The 20869-nt window shown below is 71.6% G+C and carries 20 protein-coding genes; 6 read left to right on the forward strand and 14 right to left on the reverse strand.

Going from position 1 to position 20869, the window contains the following annotated elements; translation table 11 throughout:
- Positions 1-5: 5 nt before the first annotated feature.
- Genes AACH10_RS20970 through AACH10_RS20990 form a run of 5 tightly spaced genes read right to left on the reverse strand, consistent with a single transcriptional unit; the run spans position 6 to position 5766 of the window.
- On the reverse strand, positions 6-1259 hold the full coding sequence (locus AACH10_RS20970) for a CaiB/BaiF CoA transferase family protein (protein WP_341412460.1): 1254 nt from the start codon (positions 1257-1259) through the stop codon (positions 6-8).
- Positions 1260-1293: 34 nt separating this feature from the next.
- On the reverse strand, positions 1294-2496 hold the full coding sequence (locus tag AACH10_RS20975) for a CapA family protein (RefSeq protein WP_341412461.1): 1203 nt from the start codon (positions 2494-2496) through the stop codon (positions 1294-1296).
- Positions 2493-3764 (reverse strand): 2-hydroxyacyl-CoA dehydratase subunit D, encoded by a 1272-nt coding sequence (locus tag AACH10_RS20980; RefSeq protein WP_341412462.1) that lies wholly within the window; start codon positions 3762-3764, stop codon positions 2493-2495. The genes AACH10_RS20975 and AACH10_RS20980 overlap by 4 nt, the downstream gene beginning before the upstream one ends.
- 14 nt (positions 3765-3778) lie before the next feature.
- A complete protein-coding gene (locus AACH10_RS20985; RefSeq protein WP_341412463.1) occupies positions 3779-4975 on the reverse strand; it encodes a 2-hydroxyacyl-CoA dehydratase in 1197 nt (398 codons plus the stop codon).
- Positions 4972-5766, reverse strand: coding sequence for an amino acid ABC transporter ATP-binding protein (locus AACH10_RS20990; RefSeq protein ID WP_341412464.1), 795 nt, complete (start codon positions 5764-5766; stop codon positions 4972-4974). The genes AACH10_RS20985 and AACH10_RS20990 overlap by 4 nt, the downstream gene beginning before the upstream one ends.
- Before the next feature lie 101 nt (positions 5767-5867).
- Between AACH10_RS20990 and AACH10_RS20995 the strand changes: the two genes are divergently transcribed.
- Positions 5868-6368 carry a MarR family winged helix-turn-helix transcriptional regulator gene (locus tag AACH10_RS20995; RefSeq protein ID WP_341412465.1) on the forward strand — a complete coding sequence of 167 codons (501 nt, stop codon included), beginning with the start codon at positions 5868-5870 and terminating at the stop codon, positions 6366-6368.
- Positions 6369-6458: 90 nt separating this feature from the next.
- On the opposite strand, the gene AACH10_RS21000 is transcribed toward AACH10_RS20995, so the two are convergent.
- Positions 6459-7322: a class I SAM-dependent methyltransferase gene (locus tag AACH10_RS21000; RefSeq protein ID WP_341412467.1), complete on the reverse strand. Its 864-nt coding sequence runs from the start codon at positions 7320-7322 to the stop codon at positions 6459-6461.
- 126 nt (positions 7323-7448) lie between these two features.
- Here AACH10_RS21000 and AACH10_RS21005 point away from each other — a divergent pair, with 126 nt between their 5' ends.
- A complete protein-coding gene (locus AACH10_RS21005) occupies positions 7449-7769 on the forward strand; it encodes a hypothetical protein (RefSeq protein ID WP_341412468.1) in 321 nt (106 codons plus the stop codon).
- 27 nt (positions 7770-7796) lie between these two features.
- On the opposite strand, the gene AACH10_RS21010 is transcribed toward AACH10_RS21005, so the two are convergent.
- Positions 7797-8657, reverse strand: coding sequence for a LysR family transcriptional regulator (locus tag AACH10_RS21010; protein WP_341412469.1), 861 nt, complete (start codon positions 8655-8657; stop codon positions 7797-7799).
- A gap of 75 nt (positions 8658-8732) precedes the next feature.
- Between AACH10_RS21010 and AACH10_RS21015 the strand changes: the two genes are divergently transcribed.
- Complete coding sequence (locus tag AACH10_RS21015; RefSeq protein ID WP_341412470.1) at positions 8733-9695, forward strand: DMT family transporter; 963 nt, start codon at positions 8733-8735, stop codon at positions 9693-9695.
- On the opposite strand, the gene AACH10_RS21020 is transcribed toward AACH10_RS21015, so the two are convergent.
- The 4 genes from AACH10_RS21020 to AACH10_RS21035 are packed head-to-tail and all read right to left on the reverse strand — an operon-like array spanning position 9655 to position 13463.
- Complete coding sequence (locus AACH10_RS21020) at positions 9655-10818, reverse strand: acyl-CoA dehydrogenase family protein (RefSeq protein ID WP_341412471.1); 1164 nt, start codon at positions 10816-10818, stop codon at positions 9655-9657. The genes AACH10_RS21015 and AACH10_RS21020 overlap by 41 nt on opposite strands.
- On the reverse strand, positions 10815-11219 hold the full coding sequence (locus AACH10_RS21025; RefSeq protein ID WP_341412472.1) for a cupin domain-containing protein: 405 nt from the start codon (positions 11217-11219) through the stop codon (positions 10815-10817). Before AACH10_RS21025 ends, AACH10_RS21020 begins: the two co-directional genes overlap by 4 nt.
- A gap of 10 nt (positions 11220-11229) precedes the next feature.
- On the reverse strand, positions 11230-12471 hold the full coding sequence (locus AACH10_RS21030; RefSeq protein WP_341412473.1) for a CaiB/BaiF CoA transferase family protein: 1242 nt from the start codon (positions 12469-12471) through the stop codon (positions 11230-11232).
- 14 nt (positions 12472-12485) lie between these two features.
- On the reverse strand, positions 12486-13463 hold the full coding sequence (locus tag AACH10_RS21035) for a Bug family tripartite tricarboxylate transporter substrate binding protein (RefSeq protein WP_341412474.1): 978 nt from the start codon (positions 13461-13463) through the stop codon (positions 12486-12488).
- Positions 13464-13585: 122 nt separating this feature from the next.
- Between AACH10_RS21035 and AACH10_RS21040 the strand changes: the two genes are divergently transcribed.
- Entirely contained in the window at positions 13586-14485 is a 900-nt protein-coding gene (locus AACH10_RS21040; RefSeq protein ID WP_341412475.1) for a LysR family transcriptional regulator, read from the forward strand.
- Here the strand turns inward: AACH10_RS21040 and AACH10_RS21045 are convergent, their stop codons facing one another.
- From AACH10_RS21045 to AACH10_RS21055, 3 genes are all read right to left on the reverse strand, one after another.
- Positions 14486-15205 carry a toll/interleukin-1 receptor domain-containing protein gene (locus AACH10_RS21045; protein ID WP_341412476.1) on the reverse strand — a complete coding sequence of 240 codons (720 nt, stop codon included), beginning with the start codon at positions 15203-15205 and terminating at the stop codon, positions 14486-14488. It lies immediately after the preceding gene.
- Positions 15202-16419 carry an OmpA family protein gene (locus AACH10_RS21050; protein WP_341412477.1) on the reverse strand — a complete coding sequence of 406 codons (1218 nt, stop codon included), beginning with the start codon at positions 16417-16419 and terminating at the stop codon, positions 15202-15204. The genes AACH10_RS21045 and AACH10_RS21050 overlap by 4 nt, the downstream gene beginning before the upstream one ends.
- Positions 16420-16613: 194 nt before the next feature.
- Positions 16614-18056: an NAD-dependent succinate-semialdehyde dehydrogenase gene (locus AACH10_RS21055; RefSeq protein WP_341412478.1), complete on the reverse strand. Its 1443-nt coding sequence runs from the start codon at positions 18054-18056 to the stop codon at positions 16614-16616.
- Between the two features lie 178 nt (positions 18057-18234).
- Here AACH10_RS21055 and AACH10_RS21060 point away from each other — a divergent pair, with 178 nt between their 5' ends.
- Together AACH10_RS21060 and AACH10_RS21065 are read left to right on the forward strand one after the other, a co-directional pair.
- The gene (locus tag AACH10_RS21060; RefSeq protein WP_341412479.1) at positions 18235-19143 is read left to right on the forward strand and encodes a PaaX family transcriptional regulator C-terminal domain-containing protein; all 909 of its coding nucleotides are present in this window, start codon (positions 18235-18237) and stop codon (positions 19141-19143) included.
- Between the two features lie 14 nt (positions 19144-19157).
- Positions 19158-20837, forward strand: a complete 1680-nt coding sequence (locus AACH10_RS21065; protein ID WP_341412480.1) for an isovaleryl-CoA dehydrogenase — start codon at positions 19158-19160, stop codon at positions 20835-20837.
- The last annotated feature ends 32 nt before the right edge of the window (positions 20838-20869 follow it).

Genomic DNA, 20869 nt, shown 5'->3' on the forward strand with positions numbered 1-20869 from the left:
GCCGTTCAGATCACGCCCGCCGCGGCCAGTGCGGCGCGCTGCGCGCCATCCAGGCCCAGCCAGTCGCCATAGACATCGTCGTTGTGCTCGCCCAGACCGGGGGCCGGACGGTCGAAGCCGGCAAACGAGCCGGTCATGCGGATCGGCAGGCCGCCCACCACGATGTCGCCCACGGCGCCGTAGCGCGGGTGCTCGATGGCCTCGGTCTCGCCGCGGGCCAGCAGGCGTGGATCGCGCGCGGCCTCACCGGGATCGCGCACGCGGCCCGAGGGCACGCCGGCGGCCTCGAGGGCGCGCACGGCGGTGTCGGTGTCCACGCTGCGGGTCCAGGCTTCCACCTCGGCATGCAGGTCGTCGTGGTGGCGCACGCGCTGGTCGCGGCCGGCAAACCGGGGGTCGGCGGCCAGGTCGGGGCGGTTCATCGCGGTGAACAGCGAGTGGCTGAACCCGTCGGTGGGCGCACAGATGGCCACATGGCCATCGCGCGTGGCAAAGATGCCGAAGGGCGCCAGCCGCGGCATGGTGTTGCCGGTGCGCACCGGCTGGCCGGCGCGTCGCATCAGCTCGAAGGGCTCGGCCGCCACCATGGCGGTGATGGCGCCCAGCAGCGACACGTCGACATGCTGGCCACGGCCGGTGAGCCGGGCCTGCATCAGCGCGGCCAGCGTGCCGATCACCGCATACAGCGGCGCGGCCAGGTCGCCAAACGGCACGCCCACGCGCACCGGCGGATCCTCGGGCCGGCCCGAGGTCATCATCAGGCCCGACAGGGCCTGCACGATGGTGTCCATGGCCTTGTTCTGGCCCGAGACCTGGTCGGCGCCGAAGCCGCTGATCGAGGTGTAGACCAGACTGGGGTTCAGTGCCGACAACGCGGCGTAGCCGATGCCCAGGCGGTCGGCCGTGCCGGCGCTGTAGTTCTCCACCACGCCGTCGGCCAGCAGCACCAGGCGTTCGAAGAGGGCGCGGCCCTCGGGGTGCTTGAGGTTCAGCGTGATGGACTGCTTGTTGCGCGCCCGCTCCATGATGGCCAGCGACATGTCGTCGGCATGCTGGCGCACCATGCTCACGCCATCCCGCCCCACGAAGGGCGCATTGGCGCGCGCGGTGTCGGGCTGGCGCGGGTTCTCGATCTTGATCACGCGCGCACCCAGGCCGGCCAGCAGCAGCGTGGCATACGGTCCGGCCAGGGCGGTGGTGAGATCCAGCACGGTCACGCCTTCGAGCGGGCGTGGCAGTTGTTGGGTGTTGGTGCGCAAGGCGGTGGTCCTCGGAATCGGTGTGTGCGTTGGTTCAGCGCGGCGCGGGCGGCGCGTCGGACGCGGCGGGCAGCACGCGCACCCAGTCGCGCGAGCCGTCATGCGTCCATTCGAAGCGGGTGTGCAGGCGCCAGCGGCGGCTGATGTCGGCGATGTAGTCGGCGGTGGCCTGGCCCTGGGCATCGCGGCCCAGCGGCACCGGGCGGGCTTGCGTGTCGATGTAGCAGGGGATGAAGCCTGCCTCCACCTGCGCGCTGGCGCCGCTGCCGCTGACCCGGCATCGCGCGATGGCGGTGTGCCGGCTCTCGGGGTGGAACGGGTAGCTGGGCATGGCCGGGTCGGGGCTGAAGCCGAACAGCGCCTCGCGCCGCTTGGCCCAGGCCAGTCGCTCGGGGCTGTCGTTGTCCTTCACCGACAGCGCCTGCGTGACGGTGACGAAATTGCCCAGGCCGTGGAAGATGGGCCGGCCGCGGTAAACCTCGATGCCGCGCAGGATGTGGGCGTGGTGGCCGGCCACCACATGGGCGCCCGCATCGATGGCGGCGCGGGCGACGCCGAACTCGTAGTGCTCGATGCGCGCCGGCGTGTGGCCGCAGCCCTTGTGCAGCGCCACCACCACCACATCCACCTGGCGTGCCAGTGCGGCAACGGCCTCGGCCATGGCGTCCAGGCTGTCGGGTGCGGCAAAGGTGTAGATGTTGGGCGGGCCGCCGGGGTTGGCGTAGTCCAGCTCGTAGTGCGTAAGCACCTTGACCCAGGCGGCACCGGCCTTGCGTGAGGTGGCCCAGCTTTCGCGCGGGCCCACGCAGTTCCAGCTGAGCACCCCCACGCGCTGGCCACGGCGCTGCAGCACGGCGGGGGCCAGCGCCTCGCGCAGGTTCATGCCCGCGCCGGTGGTGGCCAGGCCCAGACCGCGCAGCGTGGCCACGGTGTCGGCAATCCCTTCGGCGCCGCAATCGGCGATGTGGTTGCCGGCCAGCGTGGCGACGTGAAAGCCGTGCTCGGCCAGTGCGCGCAGGTGCGCGGGGTCGGCCGGCGGGGCCGGCACATCGGTGCTGGTGGTGGCCGTGCCGTGGGTGTGGGGCACCTCCACATGGCCCACCAGTACATCGGCGCTGGCCAGCGTGGCGTGGGCGGGTTCGAACAGCGCGCCGCAGCCGGGCACGTCCAGGATGATGTCGCCGACCAGGTGCAGGTCGAGCGGTGTGTCGGCGCGGTCCGTCAGGTCGGCGCTCACAGCCGCTCCTCGATGAACTGCACCATGCGCTCGCGCATGGCCTGCTCGTTCCAGCCGCGCGCGTCCACCATGTCGCTTTCGATCAGCAGCGTGGGGATGCCCGCACCTTCCAGCGCGGCGGTGATGAACAGCGTGCCGCTGGCGGCCGGCCGGTTGCCCTTGGGCATCAGCACCACGGCGCCGTCGATGCGGTTGCGCTCGGCCTCGCGCACCATCCAGGCCGGGGCATACGGCGGGTTGTGCAGCACCTCGTTCATCGTGACCACGCGGCTGGCCAGCGCGCGCATCGGCTGATCGGCGCCCGGCCCCATGTGGCGGATGTACCAGTCGGGGCCGAAGGGCAGGTACATGCTCCACACGAAGGTGGCGCCGTGGCTCTCTTCGAACGCGTTGTAGAAGGCCGTGTTGTGCCACAGACCCGCGCCAACCCACATCAGGCGCTTGCGCTCGCCGGGGCAGGCGGCGATGCCGGCATCCACGCGGGCACGCACCTCGTCGCGGAAGGCGCGGGCGTGGTTCAGCGCCCAATCGCTGCCGCGGTGCCACTGCGTGGCCATCACGTTGGGGATCTGCTCACCGATGCGCACGGGGCACTTCGGCGCGGTGGCGATCATCTCGCGCACGTCCTCCAGGATCTCCTCCTGCTGGTTCACCTTGTCGAGGAAGGCGCGCAGCGCGTCCAGGTCGAGCTTGCGGCCGGCAATGCCTTCGAGCACACCGGTCAGCTCCTGAAGTTCCTGCACGGCCAGGTCCAGGCGATCGGGTTCGCACAGTTCTTCCCAGCGGTCGCGCGAGAGCTCCCACCACTTCGCGGGCAGTGCCTTGGTGCCGGGGGCCTCCAGCGCGAAGAACGGGGCACCCAGGCGATCGGCCCACTGGGCAAACACGCGCTGCATGCAGTCGCAGGTGAGGCGGGCACACAGCAGCGCGGGCTGCGGCAGGCCGCCCCAGGGCGAGCGCTCGCCCAGGTCGATCAGGCTGCTGGCCAGGCCCATGCTGCAGTAGCGGCACAGGTCCTCATGGAAGCCGCGCGCGTTCATGCCGTCGAGGTAGTCGGTGGACAGGCGCTTGGCCGCGATCACCGCCGCCCACCACTGGTTGGTGACCACCGGGATGCCCAGCACATGGAACAGGTCGTGCGGCGTGTCGGCGTTGATGATGGCGTAGGGCTTGCGCTGCTCAAACACGTCGCGGCGCAACGCTGCAAACCAGGTCTTCTGCTTCTCGCCGGCGGCCAGGGTGCTGGCCAGCTGTTTGTCGTTGGACATCGTGATCTCGGTCTTCAGGCCCGGCGCAGCGGCTGCGTGGACAGCCAGGCCTGCAACTGGGCGCGCAAGGTGTCGGGGTGCAGGCGGACATCGGCACGCAGGCTCAGCCAGGGCAGGCCGGCCGCTGCGACGCGGTCGCGGTCGGCGGGGAACTGCCAGCCGTGGATGTCGTCGGGCGGGGGCAGGTGGAACAGCACGCCGTCGATGACCGCGGGCTGGCCGGCCGGGGCCAGTTGACGGTCCAGCCAGTCGGGCCGCGGCTCGGCCGGGTGCCGGCGCACGCAGGGCACGTCGCGCCACACGTGCTCGAAGATCGCGGTGAGTGGCGCCAGATCCTCGCGCTCGGGGATCAGCGTGTCGGCCGCGCGGCTGCCCCACTCGTCGTTCTCGGCCACGATGCAGGCCCCCAGGTCGTCTACCAGGGCGTGCAGCAGGGCATGGTCGAGCGGCACGCCGGTGACCAGCAAGCGGGGGCCAGACGCAGCGGGGGCGGGCCCATCGGCCACGCTGTCCAGCCAGGTCTGCAGGGCCTCCAGGCCGGCCTGCAGCGGCATGAACTGCTGCGCGCCCGTGGCCCATTGCGCGGCCAAGCCGCTCACACGGCCCTGCAGGCGCAGGTTCTGCAGCCGCTGCAGCGCCCGGCGCTGGGCATTGCGCAGCGCGATCGCGCAGGCCAGGTCGGATTCATCGGCGCGGCGGCCCGTGATCTCGCCCAGGCGATCGCGCAGCGCCTCGGTGCGGCGCACACCGTAGGCGTGGCTGCTCGGCCGCTGGGTGTGCGGGATGTCGTACAGCCAGATCTCCGGGCCGCGCGTGACCATGCCGGTGCGCCACATCTCCCGCAGCGACAAGTACAGCTTGTGCTGCGACTCGGTGGAGCGCGGCACGACCAGCAGCGCCAGATCGTTCAGCGCGCCGCTGGCGTAGGCCTCGACGATGCGCCGCACGTCCGGATCGGACACCTCCTCGATCACGCGGTCGGCCCAGGGCGTCGCGCCGGCATTCGGGGCCACGCGCAGCGGCGTGGCGCCGCAGGCATCGATCAGTTCCAGCGGCACGGTGTTGCCCACCACACCCACCAGCGGCTGGCCGGGCAGGGCCTGGCGTGCGCGCTGGATGGCTGCGTCACGGTCCTGGTAGGCACGCTGCAGCGGCATCAGGGACGCGGGGTCGGCGGCCATGGGCAAAGCCTTCATCGATTCGGAGCTCATGCCGCATTCACCCGGCTGAGAAAACTGCGCAGCCGCTCGGTGGTCGGTTGCGAGAGCACTTGGCGCGCGGGGCCTTGTTCCACCAAACGGCCGCTTTCCATGAACACCACGCGGTCGGCCACGTCGCGGGCAAAGGCGATCTCGTGCGTGACGATCAGCATGGTCATGCCCTGGCGCGCCAGGTCCTGCACCACGGCCAGCACCTCGCCCACCAGTTCGGGGTCGAGCGCGCTGGTGGGCTCGTCGAAGAGCATGGCCTGCGGCCGCATGGCCAGCGCACGGGCAATGGCCACGCGCTGCTGCTGGCCGCCGGAGAGTTGGCGCGGGTAAGCATCGCGCTTGGCCAGCAGGCCCACGCGGTCCAGCAGTTGTTCGGCCTGCTGGCGGGCATGGTCGGGCGTGTCGCCCAGCACCTGCACCGGTCCTTCCATCACATTGCGCAGCACGCTCATGTGCGGAAACAGGTTGAATTGCTGAAACACCATGCCGATGCGCTGGCGCTGCGCGGCGATGGCGTTCTCACCCAGCGCGCGCAGTGCGCCGCCGTGCTGCTCGTAGCCCTGCAGCTCCCCGTGCACATGGATGCTGCCGCCGTCGATCGGCATCAGCTGGTGCACGCAGCGCACCAGAGTGGATTTGCCCGAGCCGGACGGGCCGATCAGGGCCACGACCTCGCGCTCGGCCACCGTCAGGTCGATGCCATCGAGCACCACCGTGGACCCGAAGGATTTGCGCACGGCCCGCAGCACGATGGCGGGAGCTGCGGTGGGGGGGGAAGAGGTCTGGTTCATTTCAGATAATTAACGGTTCAAATTCTGAACTGTTGATGCGCTACGATCAAGGCGTCCGGCGGTCCATGCGCCTACGGACTTTCCCGAATCCACGCCACGCCATGAAGAAGACTCCCGTCAGCCGCACCACCGCCGCGGCGCCGCGCCGCCTGAAGCTGGGCCCGCTGCGCGACAACCTCGGCTACCTCACGCGGGTGCTGCGCAACGTCACGCAGCAGAGCAGCGCGCGCCATGTCGATGACCTGGGCCACGCCACCGGCCAGATCACGATGCTGGGCCTGATCGCCGCCAACGAGGGCGTGTCACAGAACGAACTCGCCGGCGCGATGCTGATGCGCAAGTCGCAGGTCACCTCGCTGATCCAGGATCTGGTGGAGCGTGGCCTGGTGCAGCGCGCCGAACAGGGCGGCGACCGCCGCTACAACGCGCTGACGCTCACCCCGCCGGGCCAACAGGCCTGGAAACGCGCGCGTGACCGCATCCACCAGCACAGCGACGAGTTGCTCGGTGCGCTGTCGCCGGACGAGCGCGAGCAACTCACCGCGCTGGTGCGCAAGCTGCTGGCCGCCCACCTGCAAGACGCGGAGATCGACTTCGACTGACGGCCAGCGGCTGCAGGCGCTGGTGCAAACCGTGGTGCGGGCGGTGGTGCGGGCGGCATGGCCGGCGCATGCCCGGCCCGCTGCCCATGGCTACCCCGGCTTGCGATACCGGTGCGTGAACCGGTCGGACTCGCCGATCGCCAGCATCGCCTCGCGGCCTACGTCGCGGCCGCGCAGCGTGGGCGGCAGCGACCACACGCCGTGCGGGTGGTCGCGGGTGTCGCGCGGGTTGGCATTGACCTCGCTGCGACCATCGGGCACGAAGCCGGCCGCCTGGGCCCGCTCGGCCATCAAGTCCTCGGCGATGTAGCCGGTGCGGATCTGCTGCGCCAGCGGTGTGCCGGGTGCGGCGCGGTGGTCCACCACGCCCAGCACGCCGCCGGGCCGCAGCAGTGCGAAGCTGGCGCGCAGCAGCGGGTCGAGCCGGCCATCCTCCAGCCAGTTGTGCACGTTGCGGAACGTGAGCACGCGGTCCACGCTGCCCGGTGCCAGCGGCAGGTCGGGCAGGCGTGCGCCGTCGCCGGGGTTCAGCAGGGTACCGACGATCACACGGTCATAGACCGCCGGGCTGGCGGCCAGCTTGGCTTCGAAGCTGGCACGGCCGCGGCGCCGGTAGTCCTCGGCATCGTCGCGGGCGAAGTGGGCCACGGCCAGGCGACCGCGCTCGCGCAGCCAGGGGGCCAGGATCTCGGTGTACCAGCCGCCGCCGGGCGACAGCTCCAGCACCGTGTGCGTGGACTGCACGCCGAAGAACTGCAGCGTCTGCGCCGGGTGGCGCGCGGCGTCGCGTGCGCGGTTGGCAGGGCTGCGCTGCGGCCCGGCCAGTGCGACGGCCAGGCCCGCATCGGTGGTGTCGGCAGCGGGCTGTGCGCGCGCGCCCAGGCTGGACAGCGTGGCCAGGCCGGCGGCCAGACCGGCGAGGTGGGTGCGGCGACGGATGGCGGGAGGGGTCATGGCGGCGGCGGGATGTCGGTGCGGGCAGCCCGAATGATGAAGCACACTGGCCCGCGGTGGCCGGGCTCTGGCAACATTGAGAAACAAACCGGCGCCCCGGCCCTCTCCGACCCGACGATCCGAGCCATGACCGACCTTCTTGCCGCCTACCGCCACAGCACCCGGAACCAGGCCGAGATCGAAGCCAGCACGGTGTGCGGCTGCTTCAACTGCACGCAGATCTTCCCGCCCGAGGAGATCATCGCCTGGGGCGGCATCGACGCCGCCAGCTTCGACGACCCCGACGCGCTGGCCGCGCTGAACGGCACCGCGCTGTGCCCTCGCTGCGGCGGTGAGACGGTGATCGGCGACAAGTCGGGTTTCCGCATCGACCTCGATTTCCTGCGCGACATGAACGAGGCCTGGTGCCAGCGCACCATCATCCGGCCGAAGAAGCCGATCGCCTGACGCCGCTCGGGGGCCGGGCACGGGCGCTCACCGCCCCGGCTGCCGCAGCGTCTGCACCAGCATGCGGTGCAGGCTGTCCACCGCCTTGCTGCCTTGCGAGGCCCGGCTGCGGTACACGGCCACCTGCATCGGCTCCAGCGGGCCCAGGCCGTGCTCGCGGCCCAGGATGGTGAGCTGCGGCGGTGCGCTGCACTGGGTGAGCGCGGCCACCGCCAGGCCGCTTTCCACCGCGGCGATCTGACCGGCCAGGTTGCTGCTGTTGTAGACCACCTTGTACGGCCGCCCCTGCATGGCCAGCGACTGGATGGCGCCGCGCCGCCCTGGGCTGGCGGCCTCGTACATGGCGATCGGCAGCGGGTTGCGCTTCCACACCTCGAACTGCGGCGAGCCCACCCACACCATGGGCTCGTGGAACAGCAGCGTGCCGCGGCGGGCGTGGTCGCGCGAGATCAGCGCCAGATCGAGCTGGCCGCTGGCCACGCGCGGGATCAGCGCGGGCGACTGGTCGCAATCCAGCTCGATCTCCACGCCGCCGTGGCGCGGGCCGAAGCGCTTGAGCACCGGCGTGAGGTAGCGGCTGGCGTAGTCGTCGGGCACGCCCAGGCGCACCACGCCGGTGATGGCCTCGTCCACCAGCGCGGCCTGGGCCTCGGCCTGCAGGTCCAGCATGCGCTGGGCATAGCCCAGCAGCAGCTGGCCGGAATGCGTGAGCCGCAGGTGGCGTGGGCCGCGCTCCAGCAGCGCGCAGCCGGTGGCGGCCTCCAGCTTCTGCAGCTGCATGCTCACGGCCGACTGCGAGCGGTGCACCTCGTGTGCCGCGCCCGACAGCGAGCCGGCGTTGACGATGGCGACGAAGCTGCGCAGCCAGTCGATCTGCAGGTCTTGCATGGATTCGGAAATCGGATGGCAACGCCAAGAATTATCCGCTTTCCGGGTGGCCGACCTGCGGGCACAGTGGCGCCCATGTCAACGCCGAAACGCTTGCCGCTCGATGCCCGTGCCGTGGGCTGGATGGGCCTGATCAGCGCCCTGTGGGGCCTGCAGCAGGTCTCGATGAAGGCCGTGGCCGCGCAGGCCAGCCCGATGCTGATGGTGTCGCTGCGCTCGGTGATCGCGGCGGCGCTGCTGTGGGTGTTGATGCACTGGCGCGGTGAGCGGCTGCAGCGCGCGCGCTGGCCGGCCGGGGCGCTGGTGGGGGCGCTGTTCGCGCTGGAGTACGTGCTGGTGGGCCAGGCGCTGACGATGACGCAGGCCTCGCAGGTGCTGGTGTTCCTCTACACCGGCCCGATCTTCGCGGCGCTGGGCCTGCACTGGCGTCTGCCGGCCGAGCGCCTGGGCGCGGTGGCCTGGGTGGGCATCGCGCTGGCCTTCGCCGGCATGGCGCTGGCCTTTCTGGGCGGGCAGGCCAGCGCCACCGATGCGGCGTCGCTGCGCAGCGGGCTGGGCAGTGCGCTGGCCCTGGTGGCGGGCGTGGCCTGGGGCGCCACCACGGTGGCCATCCGCTGCTCGGCGCTGGCCCGCGCGCCGGCCACCGAGACGCTGCTGTACCAGTTGCTGGGCGCGGCGGCCTGGCTGCTGCCGGCCGCGGCGCTCAGCGGCCAGTGGCACTGGAGCGTCAACGCCACCACGCTGGCGCACCTGGGCTTCCAGGCCGTGGTGATCTCGTTCGCCAGCTTCCTGGTGTGGTTCTGGCTGCTGACGGTGTACCCCGCGTCGCAGCTGGGCGTGTTCTCGTTCCTCACGCCGCTGATCGGTGTGGGCTTGGGCGTGGCGCTGCTGGGTGAGCGGCTGGACGCGCACTTTGTCATCGGCAGTGCGCTGGTGCTGGCGGGCATCGTGGGTGTGAGTGGGCAGGCGGCACTCACACGCTGGCTGGGCCGGGCGCTCAATACGATTTCGCGAGCCCCAGCACCTTCTCGGCGATGAAGCACAGGATCAGCTGCGGGCTCACCGGCGCCAGGCGCGGAATCCAGGCCTCGCGCAGGTAGCGCTCGACGTGGTACTCCTTGGCGTAGCCCATGCCGCCATGCGTGAAGATGGCGTTCTCGCAGGCTGAGTAGCAGGCCTCGGCGGCCAGGTACTTGGCGCTGTTGGCCTCGGCGCCGCAGGCCTTTCCTTGGTCATACAGCCAGGCGGCCTTGTGCACCATCAGATGCGCGGCCTCCAGTTCCATCCAGCTTCTGGCCAGCGGGTGCTGGATGGCCTGGTTCTGACCGATCGGTCGGCCGAAGACCTCGCGCTCCTGGGCGTAGTTGGCGGCGCGCTTGAGTGCCGCGCGGCCCAGGCCCACGGCCTCGGCGGCGATCAGGATGCGCTCGGGATTCAGGCCGTGCAGGATGTAGTCGAAGCCCTGGCCCTCTTCACCAATGCGGTCGGCCACGGGGATGCGCAGGCCGTCGATGAACACCTGGTTGGAGTCGACGCACTTGCGGCCCAGCTTGTCGATCTCGCGCACTTCCACGGTGGACCGATCGAGGTCGGTGTAGAACAGGCTCAGGCCTTCGGTGCCCGTGCAGTCCTCCACCGGCGTGGTGCGCGCCAGCAGCAGGATCTTGTGCGCCACCTGCGCGGTGCTGATCCACACCTTCTGGCCGTGCACCACGTAATGGTCGCCCCGGCGCACCGCGCGGGTCTTCAGCTTCAAGGTGTTGAGCCCGGTGTTGGGCTCGGTGACGCCGAAGCAGGCGCGTTCGCGGCCCTGGATCAGCGGTGGCAGCCAGCGGGCTTTCTGCGCGTCGGTGCCGAACTTCACCACCGGGTGCAGGCCGAAGATGTTCATGTGCACGGCGCTGGCCCCCGACAGGCCGGCGCCGGTGGCAGCGATGGTGTGCATCATCAGCGCCGCCTCGCTGATGCCCAGCCCGGCACCGCCATAGGCCTCGGGCATGGCAATGCCCAGCCAGCCGGCCTGGGCCAAGGCCTGGTGGAAGTCTTCCGGAAAACCGCCGTCGCGGTCGCGCCGCAGCCAGTAGTCGGCATCGAAGGGCGCGCACACCTGCTCGATGGCGCTGACGATCTGCGCCTGCTCGTCGCTGTGGGCGAAGTTCATGCGCTGGCTCCGGGCACGGCGGGGCGGATCACCTTGCTGGGCGACTCGCCGTACGGCGGGCTGTAGATCACCAGCAGCTTGACCGGCGTGTCGCTGGTGACGGTGAACACATGCATCACATCCGCCGGGAAGAAGCAGGTGTCGCCGGGCACCATGTCGAAGGCCTCGTCGCCGACCTGCACATGGGCCGTGCCGTCCAGCAGATGGCAGGCCTGCTCGATGCCGGGGTGGGCGTGCGGCAGCGCGCCGCCGCCCTTGTGCAGCGTGCCCAGCAGCACCTCCATCTGCTGCGCGCCCACGGTCTCGGGGCCGATCAGGCGCTGGTTGAAGGTGTGGTGGTGGTTGGCGGGCTGGTAGCTCGGTACGTCGGCCGTGCGCACCAGGTAGCGGGGTGTCGTCATGTCGGTGGGCTCAGGAAGGGGTGGGATCGGCCGCGCGGCAGGCGCCGCTGGCCAGCAGGGTGGCGATGGCCGCGTCGTCGTAGCCGGCCTCGCGCAGCACCTGCCGGCTGTGCTCGCCGAGAAGCGGCGCCGGCTCTGGCGTGCGCGCGGGCGGCGTGGCTGACCAGCGTGTGGGATGGCTCAGTGCATGCATCGCGCCCTCGCTGGGGTGCACCACGTCCTGCACGAAGCCTGTTGAGCGCAGCTGCGCATCGTTCAGCAGATCGGCCGGGCTGTTGACCGGGCCGTTGGGCACGTCGGCGGCATCCAGCAGCGCGCGCCATTCGGCGGTGGTGCGGCTGCGCATCAGCCGCGCCACCTCGGCATACACCGCGTCGATGTGCTCGGCGCGCGCGCTGTGCGTGGCAAAGCGGGGGTCGGCGCCCAGGCCCTCGCTCTCGCCGATGGCAGCGAAGAAGCTGCGCCAGTGCTTGTCGTTGTAAATCAGCACACACAGCTGGCCATCGGCCGTGGCGTAGGGCTTGCGGTGCGGGGTCAGCAGGCGCGCATAGCCGGGCGGGCCTTGCGGCGGATCGAAACTCATCCCGGCCATGTGGTCACCCAGAACGAACTGCGCCATGGCCTCGAACATCGGCACCACCACCACCTGGCCCTGGCCGCTGCGTTCGCGGGCGAAGAGGGCCGTGGTCACCGCGTACACGGCATGCAGGCCGGTCACGCGGTCGGACAAGGTGGTGGGCGTGTAGGCCGCGTCGCCGCCGCCATAGGCCTGCATCAACCACGGGATGCCGGTGGCGCCCTGGATCAGGTCGTCGTACGCCGGCCGTGCGGCATCGGGGCCTTCCTGGTCGAAGCCGCAGCAGCTCACGTAGATGAGCCTGGGGTTGCGCGCCTGCACGGCCTGCGGGTCCAGCCCCAGCCGGGCCATGGCGGCGGGCCGCACATTGGTGATCAGCACGTCGCAGCCCTCGGCCAGCTTCAGCGCGGCCTCGCGGCCGTCGGGGTGCTTCAGGTCCAGCACGATGCTGCGCTTGCCGCCGTTGGCGTGCAGGAAGATGTGGCCCATGCCCGGATGCGCCATCGGCCCCACATGGCGCATGTTGTCGCCCTCGGGCGTTTCCACCTTGATCACGTCGGCGCCCAGCTGGGCCAGGATCTGGGTGGCGAACGGGCCCAGGATGACGGTGGTGAGATCCAGGATGCGCACGCCCGACAAGGGGCCGGGGCGTGCGTTCGGCGATGTCTCGGTCATGCTCAGGCCGGCACTCACTCGGGCCGGATGCCGGCGCGCTTGATCAGGTCGGTCCAGTGCGTCAGCTGGTCCTGCACATAGGTGGCGAACTCGGCCGGCGTCTTGCTGGGCCAGACTTCGAAGCCCAGCGCCGCGAGCTGTTCCTGCACCTCTTTCTCGGCCAGCACCGCCTGTAGCTCGGTGTTGACCCGCTCGACGATGGGCGCCGGCAGTCCGGCCGGGCCGAAGAGGCCGTTCCACGAGGTCAGGTCAAAGCCGGGGATGGCGCTGGCGATCGGCGGCACGCCGGGCAGGCTTTTCAGCGGCGCGCGGGTGGTCACGCCCAGGGCCCGCACCTTCTCGGCCTTCATCATCGGCAGCGCGCTGCCCAGGTCGGCCACGTACATCTGGATCTGGCCGCCGATCACGTCGGTCAGCGCCTGCGGGCTGCTCTTGTAGGGCACGCCCACCACATCGATGCCGGCGATGCGCTTGATGGTTTCCGACGCCACCAGCGAGGTGCTGTTGGGCGTGGCGTACGAGAACTTGCCGGGCTGTGCCTTGGCCTGGGCGATGAAGTCGCCGAGCGTGCGCGCGGTGGACGTGCCGTTCACCACCAGCGCAAAGGGCAGCTCGCCTACGCGGGCGATGGGTGTGAAGTCCTTGATCGGGTCGTACTTCAGGCTGGCGAACAGCGCCGGGTTGGCCGAGTGCGAGGTGTTCGTCGTCATGAACAGCGTGTGGCCATCGGGCTTGGCCTTGGCCACGTACTGCGCGGCGATCTGCGCGCTGGCACCGGCGCGGTTGTCCACCAGCACCTGCGTCTTCAGCCGGTCGCCCAGGCGCTTGGCCACGATGCGCGCCACCGCGTCGGTGCCGCTGCCGGCGGCAAAGGGCACCACCAGGTTGATCGGGCCGGACGGCCAGCTCTGGGCGAAGGCGCTGGTAAGGGCACTGGTGCCGAGGGCGGCCAGCAGGCACGCGGCCAGCGCGCGGCGTGTGACGAGAGGCATGCGGTGTCTCCTGAGGATTCTTGTGGTGAGCGCATGCTGCGCCGCCCAATCATTCAAGTCCAATCCAATCGCTGGCTTGGACGATACATTTCATGAATCGTTGAATCGCCGCATGACCGAGCATGAAGCTGCACAGCCTGCGCTACTTCACCGTGCTGGCCGAGGAGTTGCACTTCGGCCGCGCCGCCAGCCGCCTGGCCATCACGCAGCCGCCGCTCAGCGCCGCCATCAAGGGCCTGGAGGACGAGCTGGGTGTGCAGCTGCTGCGCCGCAACAGCAAGGGCGTGGCGCTGACGCCGGCCGGCGCCGCCTTCGTCGACGAGGCGCGGCAGATCCTCGACCGCGTGGCGCGTGCCGGCCAGGTGGCCAAGGCCGTGGCGCGCGGCATCCGTGGCCGGCTGGACATCGGCATGACCGGCTCGCTGGTCTACCGCGGCGTGCCCGGCCTGGTGCAGGCCTATGGCCGTGCCATGCCCGAGGTGGACGTGGTGCTGCACGAGATGTCCACGGCCGAGCAACTGCAGGCCGTGCTGCACGGCCGGCTGGACGCTGGCTTCATCAACACCGCCACGGTGCCGCCGCCGCTGGCCCACCAGGCGCTGCCGGACGACCGCTTCGTGCTGGCGCTGCCCGAGGGTCACCCGCGGGCCCGCGCCCGCGCACTCGACCTGGCGGCGCTGGCGGACGAGCGCTTCGTGATGTTCTCGCGCGAGGTGTCGCCGGCCAACCACGACAACGTGATCGCCGTGTTCAGCCGCGCCGGCATCCACCCGCAGACAGTGCATGCCGCGCGCCAGTGGCTGACCATCGTGGCCATGGTGGCGCAGGGCCTGGGCGTGTCGCTGGTGCCCAGCTCGCTGGCGCAATCCAGGGTGGCCGGCGTGCGCTTCGTGCCGCTGCGCGGGGCGCCGGTGGCGGCGCCCGCGCTGCTGGTGTGGAATCCCGGCCGCAGCAGCGCGGCGCTGGAGGGCTTCATCGCCGCGGCGGCCCGGCACTGGCCGGGGGCGGGGCCGCAGGTCTAGCTAGCGTCGGCCATGGGCCAGCACCGGCGCCAGCGCCGACAGCAGCAGCACCGCGCCCGCCAGCACGGCCAGCAGGCCCAGGCCATCGGCTTCGCTGCCCAGGCCGAAGGCCTGCTGCAGCGCGCAGGCCAGGCCGTCGCAGGGGCGGCCGTCCCACAGCAGGTAGGCCACGGCCGTGGCCAGCAGCAGGGCTGCACCCACCAGGCTGCCGGCCGCGGCGCGGCGCGCGATCGCGCCCGGTGACAACGGGACCGACAGCGCGCGGGTGGTGCGCCCGGTCAGTTGCCGCAGCAGCGCGTCCATGTCGTCCTGGAAGCGCGCGGTGCGCAGATCGAAGGCACTGCGCTCGGTCAGGCCGCGCAGATCCTCGGGCAGGTCGGCGGGCCGGGGCATGGCTGCACCGTCCACCAGCAGCGGCACCACCGTGGCGCCGCTGCGCAGGGCCTGGGCCACCTCCAGGCGAACCATGTCGTCGGCCTGGGTGATGCGCGCGGGCTCAGGGGCGGTGCGCGGCCCCCGCCACTGCCGCCCCATCAGCACGATGACATGGCTGGCTTGCGCCAGCGCGTCGCGGATGCGCTGGCCGAAGCGTTGTGCGGCATCGATGTCCTCGACGTCGAGGAACACCGATTCGACGCCCGGCGTGTCGCTGAAGTAGCGCTCGACCAGCAAGGCCACGGCCTGCGTGTCGGCGCGACGGTACGAGATGAACAGCTTCATCGCAGGCTGCCCAGCAACCCGGCGCGCTGCAGGTGCAGCCGCACCTCGATGCGGCTGGGTGGCGTGCGCGCCGTGGCGGTGGCGCTGCGCGAGCGCTTCTCGAACTCGTAGACCAGCGCGTGCACCACGTGGGTCTCGGTGAATGGCAGCTCGCCCACACGCGCCGGCAGCGGACGCCCGGCCTCGCGCGTGATGGTGCGCAGGGCGTCGGCCGTGGGCGCGCCGGTGGGTGCTTGCATCGGCTGGTCGGAGATCACCAGCACGATCTGCCGGTAGCGACCCGGTGGCGCGTAGAACAGGCGTCGGATCCAGGCCGCCAGGCTCACGTCCTCGCTGGCGCCCGGCGGCTCCCAGGCCCGGTCGCCCGGCAGACGGCGGCCCTTGTCGTCCACCTGCTCCAGGTCGAGCACCATCGCGAAGCCATCGCAGCCGATGCCCAGGAACTTGGGGTTCACGAAGCCTGCCGCGCGCACCGCGCGCTCCAGCCTGGCCGCCACGTCGCGCATGGATTCCGCGCCCTGGGTGTCGGTGCCCAGCAGCAGTGCGCGCGACAGCGTGTCGGCCGCCGTCCACTGCGGCGGGTTGGGCCAGGGGAACTCGGCCATGCCCTGGGTGGGGCAGGGTGTCTCGCGCGGGCTGGGCGATGCCGTGGGCGCGCGGCCGTGCACGCGCGTGCCTACCACCTCCAGCTCGACACGGCGGTTCTTGGCGCGCCCCTCGGGCCGGCGGTTGTCGGCCACCGGCTGCGTGGCACCGCGACCTTCCGCCACGACCCGTGCACCGTCCAGGCCCAGGGCCATCAGCCGCGACCGGACCGCTTCAGCGCGTGCCCGCGCCAGGCCTGCCGCGTCACGTTCGCTGGCATCGGCATGGCCCACGGCGAGCACCACTTCCAACTGCAGGGTCCGAGCCTGACCGGCCAGCTGGGCCAGCAGCGTCGCGCCGTCGGCGCGCAGCGTGGCACGGCCGCTGTCGAAGAACAGGTCGCCGGCCATCGTCAGCTTCTCGGCCACGGGCGCCGGTGCCGGTGCCGTGGGCGGCGCCGGCTTGGGCGGCGGCACGGCGGCGGCGGGCGGCGGTGGCGGTGGCGCTGGTGGGGCCACCGGCACGGGCGCAGGCCCCGGCACGCCGGTCGCGGTGGGCGGCAGGCCGGCCCCGGTGTCAGGGAGCCCGGGCGGCGTGGCGCAACCGGCCAGCGCCAGGACCAAGGCCATGCCGCAGAACGCCTGCCAACGCGCGGGTGGCGGGGCCGGCGCTGCGGTGGCTTGCCGGCCAGCGCGCAGCGCAGACCGGGGCAGACGCGATGGAGGCCGGGGACAGCGCGGGGTCATGACGGCAGCCGGTGGTGACGGCCCCATCCTGTCTGCGCCGAAGGGCCCCCCTGCGCATGGGCGCAGGGGGCCGGGCGTCAGACGCCGGTGACCGACACCGCCTTGGTGTTGAGGTAGGCCTCCAGCGCCTCAGGGCCGCCCTCGGTGCCATAGCCCGAGTCCTTGATGCCGCCGAACGGCAGTTCGGCCGAGGGCGTGGCGGCCTGGTTGATCCACAGCATGCCCGACTCCACGCGCTGGCTCAGCAGCTGCACGTTCTTGAACGAACGCGTGAAGGCATAGGCCGCCAGACCATAGGGCAGGCGGTTGGCCTCGGCGATGGCGTCTTCCAGGCGGTCGAAGGGCAGCACGCCGGCCACCGGGCCGAAGGGCTCCAGGTTGAACAGATCGGCCTTGGTGTCGAGCCCGCCGATGATGGTGGGCGCGAAGAAGTTGCCGGCCGTGCCCACGCGCTCGCCGCCGGTGAGGATCTGGCCGCCGCGCTGGCGCGCATCGGCCACGATCTGCTCCATGGCCGTCACGCGGCGCGGGTTGGCCAGCGGGCCCAGCTGCGTGCCCTCGGCCAGGCCGTCACCCAGCTTCAGGCCCTGGGCCTGCTTGGCGAAGGCGGCGGTGAACTCGTTGACCAGGCTGCTGTGCACGAGGAAGCGGGTGGGCGAGATGCACACCTGGCCGGCGTTGCGGAACTTGGCCGCGCCGGCGGTCTTGACCGCCAGCGTGACGTCGGCGTCTTCGGCCACGATCACCGGCGCGTGGCCGCCCAGTTCCATGGTTACGCGCTTCATGTGCTGGCCGGCCAGCGCCGCCAGCTGCTTGCCCACCGCGGTGGAGCCGGTGAACGTGACCTTGCGGATCACCGGGTGCGGGATCAGGTAGTTGCTGATCTCGGCCGGGTTGCCGAACACCAGGCCCACCACGCCCGGCGGGATGCCGGCGTCGACGAAGCAGCGCAGCAGCGCGGCCGGCGCGGCCGGGGTTTCCTCCGGCGCCTTGCACAGGAACGAGCAGCCGGTGGCCAGCGCCGCGCCGATCTTGCGCACGATCTGGTTGACCGGGAAGTTCCAGGGCGTGAAGGCCGCCACCGGGCCCACCGGCTCCTTGATGACCATCTGTTGCGCAGCCAGGTTGCGGCCCGGGATGGTGCGGCCGTAGACGCGGCGGCCCTCGTCGGCGAACCACTCGATGATGTCGGCGCCGGCATTCACCTCCACCTTGGCCTCTGCCAGCGGCTTGCCGTTCTCCTGCGTCAGCAGGCGGGCGATGCCGTCGGCGCGCTCGCGCAGCAGCGCGGCGGCACGGCGCATCACGGCGGCGCGCTCGTACACGCTGGTGAAGCGCCAGACCTCGAAGCCGGCCTGGGCGGCGGCCAGCGCGCGGTCGAGGTCGGCGATGCCGGCATGGGCCACCGTGCCGATCACCTGGCCGGTGGCCGGGTTGCGCACGTCGATCGTCTTGCCGCTGGCGGCATCGACCCATTCATTGGCGATCAGCAGCTGGACGTGGGGGTAGGAGTCGCTCATCGGTGGGGCTCGCAGACGGTGTTCGGGGGTGGCAAGCGTACCCGCATCGCGCGCTGCAAGCCTGCATCCGGAGATTGCGCGCGGTGGCGTCTCGCCGCACCTGGGTGGCCCGGGTCAACCCGGATGGCATTTATTTCACAGTGGATCAACGATAGCGTCATTTCGTAATATTTAACGCATGTCGCCGTCTCCCCGTTCGCTGATCCTGAACCTGCTCGTGGGCACCGAGTCGCGCGGTGGCGAGCCGCTCAGCGTGCGCGAGCTGCTGGCCGCCTGTGCGGTGTTCGGCCTGGAGGGCAATGCCGTGCGCGTGGCCCTGGCCCGCGGCGTCGCCGCCGGGCTGTTGATGGCGACGCGGCGCGGCGTGTACGCGCTGGGCCCGCAGGCGCGGCCCATTGCCGACGAGGTGCACAGCTGGCGTGCCACGGCCACGCGGCTGGCCGAATGGTCGGGCGACTGGCTGGCGGTGCATGTGGGCGCCACCGGGCGCAGCGACCGCGTGGCGCTGCGCGCGCGTGACCGCGCCTTCGGCTTCCTGGGTCTGGCCGAGTTCGAGCGCGGGCTGCACCTGCGGCCCGACAACCTGACCGGCGGCATCGCGGCGCTGCGCCAGCGCCTGGGCGCGCTGCTGCCTGCGGGCACCGAAGCCGGCACCGCCTTCGTGCTGCGCGGTTTGACGGCGGCCGACCAGCAGCGTGCCGAGTCGCTGTGGGACAGCGAGGCCCTGGATGCCCGCTACCGCGACGCCACCGCACAGATGGCGGCCTGGATGGACCGGGCCGAAGGCCTGCCGCTGGACCAGGCCGCGCGCGAATCCTTCGGCCTGGGCAATGACGCGATCCGCCATGTGGTGTTCGACCCGCTGCTGCCCGCCCCGCTGGTGGATGGTGCGGCCCGCATGCGCTTCTTCGACACCGTGGCCCGCTTCGACGACCTGGGCCAGGCCATCTGGCAGCGCCTGCTGGCCAGCGTGCCGCGGCCCGGCCAGGCCTTGCCGCCCACCCCGGCTATACCGGCCACACCGGCCATTCCGACGACCGATCCCGCGACCCGGGTCCCGCCCGATCCGGCCGCCGCCCACCCCTGAACCGGAGATCCGCCATGAACGCTCCCGATCCGCTGGCCGCGCACCAGCCCTGGCTGGCCACGACGCACGAGGTGCACAACGTCGGCTGCGAACTGGTCGACTACGACATGTACCGTGGCGATGCCGCCCTGGTGGAGGGCGTGCAGCGCGAGGGGGCGGCCTGGGCCGATGCGGAACTGGGCGGATTCGGCCGGCTGGCCGGCTCGGCCGATTACCTGGAGCTGGGTGCACTGGCCAACAGGCACCCGCCCGAGCTCGACACGCACGACCGCTTCGGCCACCGCGTCGACCTGGTCCGCTTCCATCCGGCCTACCACGCGTTGATGCGCGAGGCCATCGGCCGTGGCATGCACTCGTCGCCCTGGACCCACCCGCGCCCCGGGGCCAACGTGGCCCGTGCCGCCTACATCTACCTGCAGACCCAGGTGGAGGCTGGCCACCTGTGCCCGGTGACCATGACCACTGCGGCCGTGCCCTCGCTGCTGACCACCCCGGCCCTGGCCGAGGCCTGGCTGCCGAAGATCAACGCCCGCGTCTACGACCCGCGCAACGTGCCCGATGCACACAAGCAGGGCCTGACCATCGGCATGGCCATGACCGAGAAGCAGGGCGGCTCGGATGTGCGCGCCAACACCACCCGGGCGCATCCGGTGGGCGCTGCCACCGGCGCGGGGGCCGAGTACGAGCTGGTGGGTCACAAGTTCTTTGTCTCGGCGCCGATGTGCGACGCCTTCCTGGTGCTGGCGCAGGCGCCCGGTGGCCTCAGCTGCTTCCTGGTGCCGCGCTGGCGCCCCGACGGCAGCAAGAACCCGCTGCAGGTGCTGCGCCTGAAGCGCAAGATGGGTAATGTGTCCAATGCCAGCAGCGAGACCGAGCTGCGTGGCGCCCTGGGCTGGATGGTGGGCGAGGAAGGCCGCGGCGTGCGCACCATCATCGAGATGGTGTCCAGCACCCGCTTCACCTGCATGGTGGGCTCGGCGGCCGGTCAGCGTCAGGCGGTGGCCCTGGCCATCGACCACTGCCGCGTGCGCGCGGCGTTTGGCCGTCCGCTGATCGATCAGCCCCTGATGCGCAACGTGCTGGCCGACCTGGCCCTTGAGCACGAGGGATCGCTGGCCCTCACGCTGCGCATCGGCCGCGCGATGGATCACCGCAGCGATGCCCATGAGGACGCCCTGGTGCGCCTGGTCACCGCCGTGGGCAAGTACTGGATCTGCAAGCGCACGCCGATGCATGCGGCCGAGGCCATGGAATGCATCGGCGGCAGCGGCGTGATGGAGGACAGCCCCTTCCCGCGGCTGCTGCGCGAATCGCCGGTCAACGCCATCTGGGAGGGCAGCGGCAACGTGCAGTGCCTGGACGTGCTGCGGGCGATGGAACGCAGCCCCGCCGTGGTGGGAGCCTTGTTCGACGAACTGGACCGCGCGCGCGGTGGCCATGCGCTGCTCGACCGCTGGGTGGACGCGCTGCGCACCGATCTGGCCGACACCGCCGACATCGAGTACCGCGCCCGACAGCTGGTCGACCGCATGGCGCTGGCGCTGCAGGCCGCGCTGCTGGTGCAGCACGCGCCGGCCACCGTGGGCGACGCCTTCTGCGCCTCGCGCCTGGCCGGTGAGGGCCACCGCCAGTTCGGCACGTTGCCGCGGGGCGTGGACGCGGCCGCGCTGGTGGCCCGCGCCGCCCCCCGCTGAGGGGCGTGCGGCGCCGGAGGTGGCGGGCGCGC

The organism is Pseudaquabacterium inlustre, assembly GCF_038066595.1.
Taxonomy (GTDB): Bacteria; Pseudomonadota; Gammaproteobacteria; order Burkholderiales; family Burkholderiaceae_C; genus Pseudaquabacterium; species Pseudaquabacterium inlustre.

Bases quoted from the DNA above. Each gene is read 5' to 3' on its own strand.
- AACH10_RS21000 (WP_341412467.1), bottom strand. From the start codon at position 7,322: ATGACCCCTCCCGCCATCCGTCGCCGCACCCACCTCGCCGGTCTGGCC.
- AACH10_RS21055 (WP_341412478.1), bottom strand. From the start codon at position 18,056: ATGAGCGACTCCTACCCCCACGTCCAGCTGCTGATCGCCAATGAATGG.
- AACH10_RS20980 (WP_341412462.1), bottom strand. From the start codon at position 3,764: ATGTCCAACGACAAACAGCTGGCCAGCACCCTGGCCGCCGGCGAGAAG.
- AACH10_RS21035 (WP_341412474.1), bottom strand. From the start codon at position 13,463: ATGCCTCTCGTCACACGCCGCGCGCTGGCCGCGTGCCTGCTGGCCGCC.
- AACH10_RS20995 (WP_341412465.1), top strand. From the start codon at position 5,868: ATGAAGAAGACTCCCGTCAGCCGCACCACCGCCGCGGCGCCGCGCCGC.
- AACH10_RS21040 (WP_341412475.1), top strand. From the start codon at position 13,586: ATGAAGCTGCACAGCCTGCGCTACTTCACCGTGCTGGCCGAGGAGTTG.
- AACH10_RS21045 (WP_341412476.1), bottom strand. From the start codon at position 15,205: ATGAAGCTGTTCATCTCGTACCGTCGCGCCGACACGCAGGCCGTGGCC.
- AACH10_RS21060 (WP_341412479.1), top strand. From the start codon at position 18,235: ATGTCGCCGTCTCCCCGTTCGCTGATCCTGAACCTGCTCGTGGGCACC.
- AACH10_RS21010 (WP_341412469.1), bottom strand. From the start codon at position 8,657: ATGCAAGACCTGCAGATCGACTGGCTGCGCAGCTTCGTCGCCATCGTC.
- AACH10_RS20990 (WP_341412464.1), bottom strand. From the start codon at position 5,766: ATGAACCAGACCTCTTCCCCCCCCACCGCAGCTCCCGCCATCGTGCTG.
- AACH10_RS21030 (WP_341412473.1), bottom strand. From the start codon at position 12,471: ATGACCGAGACATCGCCGAACGCACGCCCCGGCCCCTTGTCGGGCGTG.
- AACH10_RS20985 (WP_341412463.1), bottom strand. From the start codon at position 4,975: ATGAGCTCCGAATCGATGAAGGCTTTGCCCATGGCCGCCGACCCCGCG.
- AACH10_RS21005 (WP_341412468.1), top strand. From the start codon at position 7,449: ATGACCGACCTTCTTGCCGCCTACCGCCACAGCACCCGGAACCAGGCC.
- AACH10_RS21020 (WP_341412471.1), bottom strand. From the start codon at position 10,818: ATGAACTTCGCCCACAGCGACGAGCAGGCGCAGATCGTCAGCGCCATC.
- AACH10_RS21050 (WP_341412477.1), bottom strand. From the start codon at position 16,419: ATGGCCTTGGTCCTGGCGCTGGCCGGTTGCGCCACGCCGCCCGGGCTC.
- AACH10_RS21015 (WP_341412470.1), top strand. From the start codon at position 8,733: ATGTCAACGCCGAAACGCTTGCCGCTCGATGCCCGTGCCGTGGGCTGG.
- AACH10_RS21025 (WP_341412472.1), bottom strand. From the start codon at position 11,219: ATGACGACACCCCGCTACCTGGTGCGCACGGCCGACGTACCGAGCTAC.
- AACH10_RS21065 (WP_341412480.1), top strand. From the start codon at position 19,158: ATGAACGCTCCCGATCCGCTGGCCGCGCACCAGCCCTGGCTGGCCACG.